We start from the raw sequence: 9,682 nt of genomic DNA on the forward strand, positions 1-9,682 counted from the left end.
GCTCATCTCCTGCTTCCTTCGCAGAAGAGACTCGCCCGACCACTGGCGCACAGGAAACCCGGCGCTTCTTCACATTCGATTCAACGCTCAAAACCGCCAAAGTCCAGCTTAGCTATTTTGAGCGCTCATTAAAAATCTCATTTTACATGACTACCCAATACTGATGCGACAGCATCGCGCAGCCATACTGCGGCAGGATCACGATCACTCCGGGCTGACCAGATCATCGATACTGCCGGGATACGCAGGTCCAGTGGAACGGGATGGATTGCCAAACCGAAATGCGCGGCATGCTGCTGAGCGATCCGGCTGGGAAGCGTAGCCAGAACGGGTGCGGCCGCTGCGGCAGCAAGTGCCGTCAGAAAATCTGATGCAGCGAGAACCACGTTGAGTTCCTGACCAATCTGCATCAGTGCGTCTGACAGGCATCCCTGGATGTCATCTTTCAAAGTCATGAGAACATGGGGCAATGCAAGATAACGCTCAACCGTGATTGGAGCATCCGGACCGATCAGCTTCGGGTTGAAGCAGCAGACGAGAGACTGCTCATACAACGATACCCCACAATGGCGTCCCAAACTGTAATCGAAACACCCCACTGCGATATCCAGCGCGCCCGTATCCAGTAATGTATAGACCTCGCTCCGAGGAGATCCACGTGACAGCAGTCGTATTCCAGGTGCATGCCGTTGCAAATAGGCCGTCAGTTTAGGCATTAGAAAGACTTCAAGTTCGGACGAAAAGCCGAAACGAAAGATGCGCTGTTCCGTCGCAGGATCAAACTGTTCCTCAGACATCAGGATGTGCTGAGCCTGCCTTAACAACTCCGCGACATGTGATGCCATGGTTGACGCTTTGGCGGTCGGCTGCATGACAGCACCGGTTCTGACGAGCACATCATCGCCCAGTAACATTCGGAGGGTGGCGAGTGCATGGCTCATTGCGGGTTGTTGAATGCGAAGGCGTCGTGCCGCCTTTGTGACGCTGCGTTCTGAAACGAGGGCGTCGAAAGCAATCAGAAGATTGAGATCGAAAGAGCGAAGATTGAAATGATCAATGGGTTTCATATATCAAATCGATTTGTATGATGTGCGCGCGCACCCTAACGTCTGATGCGACGTAAAACAATCGCATTGAGTCAATCATGGCAGAAGCTTTTCAAGTGGGTGACGCCCGTGTCACGCGTATTCCCGAGCTTCATTGGGATAACGCGCGCCCTCACAAACTGTATCCGGATATCGACGCTGAGGCACTTGCAATATTCGGTCCGTATTTGACGCCAGGATCATTTAACCCCGTGACCGGTGGGCTCGCGCAGGGAACTCATGCGTGGCTTGTTCAGGTTGCTGGTCTCAATATCCTGGTTGATACCGCTACGGGCAACGACAAGCCGTTACCTGCCGCACCGGCACTGGATCATCTGCATACGTCGTTTCTCGAACATCTTGCAGTCGCAGGCGTACAACCGGAGCAGGTTGATACCGTTCTGCATACGCATATTCATGCCGATCATGTTGGATGGAATACGCGTTTGCACAACGGAAAATGGGTGCCGACCTTTCCGAAAGCCCGTCATGTTTTCTCAGGGATTGAGGCCCGATACGGCGCCAGCAATGACGGTATTGACCCTGCTCCAGACCTGCCTCCAGAGATCTTAGGGTGCCCGGATCATCGCCCACTCCCACGTGTCTACACAGACAGCATGCTCCCCGTTATCGAGGCAGGGCTGGGAGAGGCGATTACCATTGACGGTCAAGAGGTTCTTGCAGGTTTCTCCTTTCATCCTACTCCCGGTCATAGCATCGATCATGCCTCGATCCGGTTGCGGTCGGATGGTGAAGAGGCGTGGTTTACAGGAGATGTCATGCACCATCCTTTGCAGGTTTATCGTCCGGATCTGCGGTCCGTTTACTGCGAATTCGTTCACCCTGCCGAGCGTTCGCGGCGGTGGTTTCTTAAAGAAGCGGCAGAAAGCGGGAGTCTCTGCTTTACCAGTCATTTCGCGGAAACGGGTGCCGGATATGTAAGGCGTCGTCCAGAAGGTTTTGCATGGGAATTTGCGCAACCAAATGTAGGAGACGTCAGATGACAAATCTGCTTATGGAAAACCTGTTCATCCCGAGTGATACGGCCAATATCTCACTTCATCTGCGCCATAAACGACGTGCAGACATCCAGATATTTGGTTCACAGCGCACTATCTTGCTGATGCATGGCGCGACACTGCCGGCAGAAAGTCTTTTCGATGTGCCTGTCGGGGAGGGCGCATTCATGGATCTCCTCGCTCAGGAAGGGTTCGATGTTTATGCGCTTAACGTACGGGGTTTCGGAGGATCAACGCGTCCTGATGGAATGGGAGGTGCACCTGAAGCTGCCCTGCCTCAGGTCAGGACCGAAACAGCAGTACGCGATCTGAGTACTGCTGTTGACTATCTTCTCGCAACGCTTGCCATCCCACGTCTTTGCCTGATCGGAATGTCCTGGGGGGGCACGGTTACCGGCGCCTATACGGCTGTTCACAATGACAAGGTGGAGAAATTAACGCTGATTGCACCGCAATGGATCAATGACGGGGTTTCTCGTCTGGATCCTGGTGGTCCTGTACCTGCATATCGACGCTTTAATGTTCAGGCATTTCGCCAGCGCTGGCTTGAAGGCGCACCTGAGCAGAAACGCGAAGAGATTCTGCCGGCAGGGTGGTTTGAACAGTGGGCCGCAGTTATTCTTGCGAGCGATCCCGCAGAGCAGGGTGGAGTGATCCGGGCACCTGCGGGTGTGATTCAGGATGTCCGTGACTACTGGTCCGCAGGGAAGGCGTTTTACAGTCCCGAAAAGATCACGGTCCCGGTTCTTCTGCTTCATGCAGAGTGGGATTTAGACGTAACCACTCAGCAGATGGGGAACCTGTTTTCACGTTTTCTCAACGCATCGTATCGTCGCTGGGTAGAAATTGGGGAAGGAACGCATATGGTGGTTATGGAAAGGAACCGATGGCAGGTTCTTGAAGGAATTCTGCTCTTCCTGCGGGCTGCCCCTCATTCAAAGGGTTAAATTCTAGGAAGTGTCCTGATCTGCCGCGTGTTTGACCTCTTCTAGCGGGATAGACGCGATCCATCATTGAAGTGGACCTCATCGGGATTGCTTGCAAAACGAGCTGCTTTCTCGTCCAGGGAAAATGAGCACTCTCAGGTCGCCCTGGCAGTGGCATTTCGCCTGATAGACTGAGGCGGCTGATGGAACTCACGCAGGAAGGCGCGTCGCATCCGTTCGGGATCATGAAAGCCCGTCATGGCGGCGATGACTTCGATAGGAAGGGTAGATCTCTCCACCTGCTCGCGTGCGGCTTCGAGACGCAGTCGTTCGACTGCTTTTGCGGGGCTCATCCCCACGGCTACTCGAAAACTGCGTGAAAAATTTCGCGAACTCATTCCGACCTGACTTGCAAGAACGTCTACGGTCAAGCGTTGTTTTAGATTGGATCGGATCCATCCCAGGAGATCGGCAAAACGTTCCTGAGGGCTCGCCATCTCGAGGAGTGCCGAGAACTGGGACTGTCCTCCGGGACGGTGATAGAACACCACCATTTGCTGCGCCGTACGACGGGCAATATCGGCCCCAAGATCTTCGGTAATCAACGCCAAAGCCATGTCGATGCCAGCGCTGATGCCGGCAGACGTCCAGACCGGGCCATCATGGACATGAATGGCATCGGCCGAAACCATGACTTCTGGAAACAGTGCTTTCAGAGTTGCAGCCTGTTGCCAGTGCGTCGTTACGCGGCGTCCATCGAGCATTCCGGCCGCCGCCAGCAGAAAGGTCCCGGTACATACGCTGCATATCCGCCGCGCCGTGGTCGCCTGATATCGGATGAAGGCCTGTAATTCCGGACAATTCATGGCCTGCCTGTGGCCTTCGCCTCCGACAACGACAAGCGTATCAAACTGCCCTGCCGTCGTGAGCGGAACCGTCTCGATTGCCATCCCGGAAGACGACCGGACCAGACCACCATGGCGGGACAGGGGCGTCATCTCATATGGAGCCTCCCCAAATCCTCCGGCAATCTCGAAGGCTGCCGTCACTCCGGCAGCGTCGAGCAACTGGAAGTCTGGATAGAGAAGAATACCGATCTGTCTGGCCATGGCTTGAAATGAGGGATCGTTGTCCTTTCGTCAAATACTCTTTTGGAAAACACTGACAGGTCTCGGATCAACTTGTGATCCGTCCCCGAACCAGAGGCGGAACTCCCTATGTCCCGACCCCCATTGCCTCCCTTCAATGCTGAAACTGCTGCTCAGAAAGTCCGCCTCGCGGAAGATGCCTGGAATGGCCAGGATCCTGAAAAGGTGGCGCAGGCCTATACGACCGATAGCCAGTGGCGCAATCGCCTGGAATTCATCCACGGACGAGAGGACATCGTGGCGTTCCTGACGCGCAAATGGGAGCGCGAGCAGGAATACCGCCTTATCAAGGAACTCTGGGCTTTTCAGGATAACCGGATCGCGGTCCGCTTTGCTTATGAGTGGCAGGATCAGGCCGGACAGTGGTTCAGGTCCCATGGGAACGAGAACTGGGAGTTCGATGAAAACGGGTTGATGCGTTACCGCGCAGCGTCAATCAACGACCAACCCATTTCGGCGACCGACCGCCTGTTCCGGTGGCCTGAGGGACGGCGTCCGGACAGTCACCCCGGTCTTTCGACAATGGGATTGTAACTGTCCGGACGCGCTTCTTTAAGGCGTTGACTGGAACGCCTTGCGGCCTTCTGCGTCCAGCGCCGCGAAGTCTTCATCGGACAGTGTGATGTCGGCAGCCGCGACATTCTGTTCCAGATGGGCGACCTTGGACGTGCCGGGGATCGGAAGCATCGCCTTGCTGCGCATCAGGACCCAGGCGAGAGCAATCTGACTTGGATGCAAGCCGTATTTCTTCGCCATCGTGTCCAATATGGATCCCGGTCTGGCGAGGTTGCCGGCGGCGAGAGGGAACCACGGGATGAACCCGATGTTCTGCTGCGTGCAGTAGTCGAGTACGTCCTCACTGGTGCGATCGACGAGATTGTAGCGGTTCTGGACGGTCGCGACCTCGAAGAATTTCGATGCTGTTTTGATGTTGTCGACAGAGACCTCGCTCAGTCCTGCATGACGGATCAGTTTCTGATCAATGAAGGAACGGACTGCGTCGAATTGTTCGTCTGCCGGCACTCTGGGATCGATCCGGTGGAGTTGCCACAGATCGATCTGCTCGACGCCGAGGTTGCGCAGGCTTTTGTGCACCTGCTGCAATAGATATTCCGGCCGTCCGACCGGTTTCCAGATGTCGGGGCCGGAGCGGGTGAGGCCGCCTTTCGTCGCGATGACCAAGCCTTTGGGATAGGGATGCAGAGCGTCCCTGATCAGCCATTCGGAGACGTCCGGACCATAGGAATCCGCCGTGTCGATGAAATTGACGTCGAGTTCTGGGAGGCGCTTCAGTGTGCGGATGGCCTCGTCGTGATCGGCGGGCGGTCCCCATATACCCTGGCCAGTGATGCGCATCGCACCGAAACCAAGCCGGTTGATGCCGAGATCGCCGCCAATCCTGAATGTGCCTGATCGGGAAGCGTTAGAGAGGGGCTGGATCATGGGTTTAGGTTCCTTCATGACAATGTCGTCTCTGAGGCCAGTATCTCGGCCAGTCTGTCGAAAGCTGGCTGGTAGATCTGTGTCGGCATCCGGGCCTCCATACTGGCGGCATGTTCGGCTGGGGCCTCGAACTGCCCCTGCCATTGGATGAACGTGTGGTCGCTCTTCGTTATGGGAAGAAGGCTGATTGTAGAGCGATAGTTCCGGACCGGCAGGGTTGATTCAACGATCGAGAACGTGACCGTGTGATCCACGTCGGAGAGCGCCAGAAGCTGTTCGCGGATGAGTCCGACATCCCCCATCTCAACCAGGCGGATTGCGCCGACGCGGTCACTGGACTCATTGCGGTCGATCACGCAGCTTCTGACGCCCGGCAACCAGCGTCCAAGGGCGCCGAAATTACGGACCAGCCGCCAGACAGAGGGAAGGGATGCAGGAATGACACTGCTGGCCATAACGTGGATCATGAGGCCTCTCCCGGTTGTGAATGTCTGAGTGTCATAGCGACTGGCCTCCCGTCACCTCAACGCGTTGGCCATTCACCCAGCGCATGTCGTCAGACAGAAGGGCACGGATGGCGGCACCAATGTCATCGGGCTGTCCAACCCGCCCCAGGGGCGTGATGTCTGCAAGGCTTTTATTGATCGTGGCATCGTCACGGACCAGACCACCGCCGAAATCCGAGGCGATCGCACCAGGGGCGACGGCATTGACGGTGATGCCCCGCTCTCCCAGTTCTTTCGCCATGTAGAGTGAGATGACTTCGGTAGCGGCTTTCATGGCTGAATAAGGTCCATGATCCGTCAGGTAGAAACGGGTCGCGGCGGAGGTGATGTTGAGAATACGACCGCCGTCCCGGATCAGGGGCAGGAGGGCCACCGTCAGCAGATAGGGGCCTTTGAAATGAATGTTGTACTGGTTGTCGAGCTGTTCGGATGTCGCAGCATCGAAGCGGGTGTGAATGATATTGCCCGCATTCTGGACCACGTAATTCAGCCGCTGTTGGCCGAATTCCCGTTCGAGAAGTGCTTTGACCTGCACGGAAAAATCCGCGAACGATTCATGATCCACGATATCCAGCTTCAGCATGCGCAGTTTTGCGTTTTCGCCGACAAGAGCTGCTTCGGCAGCGTTCGCCTCGTCTTCGTTGGAGTGATAGGTCCCGATCACGTTGATGCCCGAGGCAATCAGATGCTTCGCGATACTGTATCCGATGCCGCGATTGGCACCCGTGATGAATGCGATGTCCTGTTTGCTCATAACTGGATTCCTTGGCCGAGACACGGCGGTTTGTTCCGGAATTTAATTCCGTACTGGATGGTCCATAATATGCGTGCAAAACAGGGTCAAGGAATTATGGAGTGGTCGATATAGAATTTACGGCTTAAGGCTTGGCCTGTTGCAGGCTCATCAATGTCTGGCAGACCGTTTCACGGCGTGGTGAGCAGCGCGTTGGCATCCCATAAGGTCAAAAGCGAGGTGATGGCGGCATCCAGATGTGTTGACGTCATCCCGTCCCGCGCTTCGCATGTCATGCCATGGAAAAAAGTCGCGAAAATATCGGGCAGGGCCGCTGTTGTTGCACAATCGCGCAGTTCGCCGCGGGCAAGCGCGCGTTCCACGCAGACCCGGATCCCGACCCGCGTCCGCTGGCGCTCTGCAGCGAGAAGGGCGTGAACGGCTTCGTTTTCGGGCGAACAGTTACTGGCGCCCGACACGACCAGACAGCCACAGGGATGCGTCCGGGAAGCCTGCATGCGCGCCGAACCGCGCAAAGCCCGTTCAATCGCATCCCGCGGTGTCAGGTTTTCGTCCCATAAGGGCGCCATCACCTGCCCGTAGGTCGCCAGATAGTGCTGCACCACTTCGCGAAACAGGGCTTCCTTCGAGCCGAACGCGGCATAGAAACTTGCAGGCGAAATATTGCCCATGCAGGATTTGAGCTGTGTCAGGGAGGTCGGTTCGTAGCCCTGCGCCCAGAAAAGCGTCATGGCGGCATCGAGTGCTTTGTCCCTGTCAAACTCCCGGGGACGCCCTGTTCGCGCCATGGTGCTGCTCCTTTTGAAAGACTTTCATATTAAGTGATCCAGAAGTGATTGCCAAGAATTTACGCTCTCATATATAGATCATTCGATCCATATATGAGAGCCGTATGACCTCCAAGACGATACCCCTTCGCAGAAGTCCCGATGACAGATTACCTATGGCCGGCTTACTCGCCTTGGCGATGACTGGCTTCATCTGCATCATGACTGAAACTCTTCCTGCAGGTTTGCTGCCTGAGATCGGGGCTGGGCTGCATGTTTCGCCCGCCTTGGCAGGGCAGACGGTCACGGCCTACGCTCTGGGCTCCCTGAGTGCTGCGATCCCGCTAACATTAGCCACACAGCGCTGGCGGCGCAGGCAGGTTCTGATACTGGCGATCATTGGTTTTGTAGTTTTCAACTCCGTCACAGCGCTCTCGACGGATTATGACCTGACCCTCGTGGCGCGATATGGCGCGGGTGCAGCGGCAGGGCTCGCCTGGGCCTTGCTGGCAGGCTATGCGCGCAGAATGGTGACACCCGCACAGCAAGGACGTGCTCTGGCTATCGCCATGGTTGGCACGCCGATCGCGCTTTCTGTGGGTGTTCCGGCGGGCACTTGGCTGGGCGTGGCTGTGGGATGGAGACTGGCCTTCTGGATTATGTCGGGCGCCACCGTGCTGTTAATTGTCTGGGTTCTGGCGAAGGTTCCTGATTTTCCAGGCCTTGCACATCATGAGCGCCAGCCGTTCGGTCATGTCCTGCGAACACCGGGGGTGCGATCTGTTCTGGGCGTCGTGGTAACATGGATGCTCGCGCATAACGTTCTCTACACTTATATCGTACCGTTCATTACACCGGCGGGGCTGGCAGGAGAGGCTGACCGCATCCTCCTGCTTTTTGGTCTCGCTGCCCTTGCAGGCATCTGGCTCACCAGTTGTACGGTCGATCATGCCCTGAGGCTTTCCGTTCTGGTCAGCCTGGCAATATTCGTTGTTGTTGCAGGTGTTTTTACAATTGGGTCAGCATCGCCTGCGGTGATCATGATTGGCGTTGCGATGTGGGGTCTGACTTTCGGAGGGGCCGCGACGTTGCTCCAGACGGCACTTGCTGATGCAGCCGGGGAGGGTACGGATGTAGCGTTGTCGATGAATGTGGTCGTCTGGAACAGCGCCATAGCCGGCGGTGGCTTGTTGGGCGGTGTGTTGCTGGAAACGTGGGGAGCTCTGTCATTCCCCTGGATTGTGATGGCACTCGCTGCTGTAAGCTTCCTGATCGCATGGCAAGCCCGTTCTTATGGGTTCCGACCTGGCCATCGGCTCGGGCATGGAAAAGAAAACTGAGTATTCGATGGCAAGCAGCGGATTGCGCTACCGCGGGATCACGCCCTGGCTAAAGATTGGTGCGCCGCTATACCTGCCAGGACACCCGACGCTGCTGCGACCGTTGCATTATGCATCGGGCTAGCGGCATCCCCAGCTACATAGACCCCGGACACAGAGGTTGCGCCCCAGGTATCGACCTTGATGAGCGGACCGGTAGGTCCGTTTTCCAGAATACAGCCCAGTTTCTCGGCAATCGGGCTGGCAGGTCTGGTTTTCGGTACCGTGAACACAGCTGCGACTTCAATGAGCCGTCCATCCGCCAGCTTCACGGCATCCAGACCAGGAGCATCTCCGATGAGAGAAATAATTGGAGTACGTTCGATCACGACGCCGCGCTTGCTAAGTAACATTGCCTGCCCTGGATCCGGCTCGTAAATTCCTTGAGTGAAGTAAGTTGTTGGTCCCTGACCCTGCCCCGAACATGCCCTCAGATTTAAGTTAGGGTCTGTGGGATGTTGTATGCCTTGCCTGCGTGTTGAGCGAAAGCCTCTGGCGTCATGCCATTGAGGCTGGTGTGGGGCCTGACAGCGTTGTAGTCGGCCCGCCAGGCGTCGATGATCGTCCGAGCGTCGGCCAGGTTGCGGAACAGGTGCTCGTTGAGGCATTCGTCACGGAACCGGCCGTTGAAACTCTCAACGAACCCGTTCTGCTG

The 9,682-nt window shown here is 56.4% G+C and carries 12 protein-coding genes; 4 read left to right on the top strand and 8 right to left on the bottom strand.

Annotated features, from left to right (window positions below):
• Positions 1-137: 137 nt before the first annotated feature.
• Positions 138-1,067, bottom strand: a complete 930-nt coding sequence (locus HLH36_RS19010) for a LysR family transcriptional regulator (protein WP_182987852.1) — start codon at positions 1,065-1,067, stop codon at positions 138-140.
• A gap of 77 nt (positions 1,068-1,144) precedes the next feature.
• Between HLH36_RS19010 and HLH36_RS19015 the strand changes: the two genes are divergently transcribed.
• Together HLH36_RS19015 and HLH36_RS19020 are read left to right on the top strand one after the other, a co-directional pair.
• The gene (locus tag HLH36_RS19015) at positions 1,145-2,089 is read left to right on the top strand and encodes an MBL fold metallo-hydrolase (RefSeq protein WP_182987853.1); all 945 of its coding nucleotides are present in this window, start codon (positions 1,145-1,147) and stop codon (positions 2,087-2,089) included.
• A complete protein-coding gene (locus HLH36_RS19020) occupies positions 2,086-3,051 on the top strand; it encodes an alpha/beta hydrolase (protein WP_182987854.1) in 966 nt (321 codons plus the stop codon). The genes HLH36_RS19015 and HLH36_RS19020 overlap by 4 nt, the downstream gene beginning before the upstream one ends.
• A 134-nt stretch (positions 3,052-3,185) precedes the next feature.
• Here HLH36_RS19020 and HLH36_RS19025 read toward each other — a convergent pair whose 3' ends face one another.
• Positions 3,186-4,139: a GlxA family transcriptional regulator gene (locus HLH36_RS19025; protein WP_182987855.1), complete on the bottom strand. Its 954-nt coding sequence runs from the start codon at positions 4,137-4,139 to the stop codon at positions 3,186-3,188.
• A gap of 108 nt (positions 4,140-4,247) precedes the next feature.
• On the opposite strand from HLH36_RS19025, the gene HLH36_RS19030 reads away from it, so the two are divergent.
• A complete protein-coding gene (locus HLH36_RS19030; protein ID WP_182987856.1) occupies positions 4,248-4,712 on the top strand; it encodes a nuclear transport factor 2 family protein in 465 nt (154 codons plus the stop codon).
• Positions 4,713-4,730: 18 nt separating this feature from the next.
• Here HLH36_RS19030 and HLH36_RS19035 read toward each other — a convergent pair whose 3' ends face one another.
• The 4 genes from HLH36_RS19035 to HLH36_RS19050 form a co-directional block, all read right to left on the bottom strand.
• Entirely contained in the window at positions 4,731-5,621 is an 891-nt protein-coding gene (locus HLH36_RS19035) for an aldo/keto reductase (RefSeq protein ID WP_182987857.1), read from the bottom strand.
• 14 nt (positions 5,622-5,635) lie between these two features.
• Positions 5,636-6,088, bottom strand: coding sequence for an SRPBCC family protein (locus HLH36_RS19040; RefSeq protein ID WP_182987858.1), 453 nt, complete (start codon positions 6,086-6,088; stop codon positions 5,636-5,638).
• Between the two features lie 31 nt (positions 6,089-6,119).
• Entirely contained in the window at positions 6,120-6,881 is a 762-nt protein-coding gene (locus tag HLH36_RS19045; protein ID WP_182987859.1) for an SDR family NAD(P)-dependent oxidoreductase, read from the bottom strand.
• 170 nt (positions 6,882-7,051) lie between these two features.
• Positions 7,052-7,669 (bottom strand): TetR/AcrR family transcriptional regulator, encoded by a 618-nt coding sequence (locus HLH36_RS19050; protein ID WP_182987860.1) that lies wholly within the window; start codon positions 7,667-7,669, stop codon positions 7,052-7,054.
• 104 nt (positions 7,670-7,773) lie between these two features.
• Here HLH36_RS19050 and HLH36_RS19055 point away from each other — a divergent pair, with 104 nt between their 5' ends.
• Positions 7,774-8,988 (top strand): MFS transporter, encoded by a 1,215-nt coding sequence (locus tag HLH36_RS19055; RefSeq protein WP_182987861.1) that lies wholly within the window; start codon positions 7,774-7,776, stop codon positions 8,986-8,988.
• Positions 8,989-9,026: 38 nt separating this feature from the next.
• Here the strand turns inward: HLH36_RS19055 and HLH36_RS19060 are convergent, their stop codons facing one another.
• Together HLH36_RS19060 and HLH36_RS19065 are read right to left on the bottom strand one after the other, a co-directional pair.
• The gene (locus HLH36_RS19060) at positions 9,027-9,380 is read right to left on the bottom strand and encodes an FAD-dependent oxidoreductase (RefSeq protein ID WP_182987862.1); all 354 of its coding nucleotides are present in this window, start codon (positions 9,378-9,380) and stop codon (positions 9,027-9,029) included.
• Positions 9,381-9,463: 83 nt separating this feature from the next.
• On the bottom strand, positions 9,464-9,682 hold a 219-nt coding region (locus HLH36_RS19065), incomplete at its 5' end, for an integrase core domain-containing protein (RefSeq protein ID WP_182987863.1).

Source organism: Gluconacetobacter aggeris, assembly GCF_014174395.1.
GTDB classification, from domain to species: domain Bacteria; phylum Pseudomonadota; class Alphaproteobacteria; order Acetobacterales; family Acetobacteraceae; genus Gluconacetobacter; species Gluconacetobacter aggeris.

Coding starts and splice junctions, on each gene's coding strand:
- HLH36_RS19045 (WP_182987859.1), bottom strand. CDS start 6,881: ATGAGCAAACAGGACATCGCATTCATCACGGGTGCCAATCGCGGCATC.
- HLH36_RS19015 (WP_182987853.1), top strand. CDS start 1,145: ATGGCAGAAGCTTTTCAAGTGGGTGACGCCCGTGTCACGCGTATTCCC.
- HLH36_RS19060 (WP_182987862.1), bottom strand. CDS start 9,380: ATGTTACTTAGCAAGCGCGGCGTCGTGATCGAACGTACTCCAATTATT.
- HLH36_RS19025 (WP_182987855.1), bottom strand. CDS start 4,139: ATGGCCAGACAGATCGGTATTCTTCTCTATCCAGACTTCCAGTTGCTC.
- HLH36_RS19055 (WP_182987861.1), top strand. CDS start 7,774: ATGACCTCCAAGACGATACCCCTTCGCAGAAGTCCCGATGACAGATTA.
- HLH36_RS19030 (WP_182987856.1), top strand. CDS start 4,248: ATGTCCCGACCCCCATTGCCTCCCTTCAATGCTGAAACTGCTGCTCAG.
- HLH36_RS19020 (WP_182987854.1), top strand. CDS start 2,086: ATGACAAATCTGCTTATGGAAAACCTGTTCATCCCGAGTGATACGGCC.
- HLH36_RS19010 (WP_182987852.1), bottom strand. CDS start 1,067: ATGAAACCCATTGATCATTTCAATCTTCGCTCTTTCGATCTCAATCTT.
- HLH36_RS19040 (WP_182987858.1), bottom strand. CDS start 6,088: ATGATCCACGTTATGGCCAGCAGTGTCATTCCTGCATCCCTTCCCTCT.
- HLH36_RS19050 (WP_182987860.1), bottom strand. CDS start 7,669: ATGGCGCGAACAGGGCGTCCCCGGGAGTTTGACAGGGACAAAGCACTC.
- HLH36_RS19035 (WP_182987857.1), bottom strand. CDS start 5,621: ATGATCCAGCCCCTCTCTAACGCTTCCCGATCAGGCACATTCAGGATT.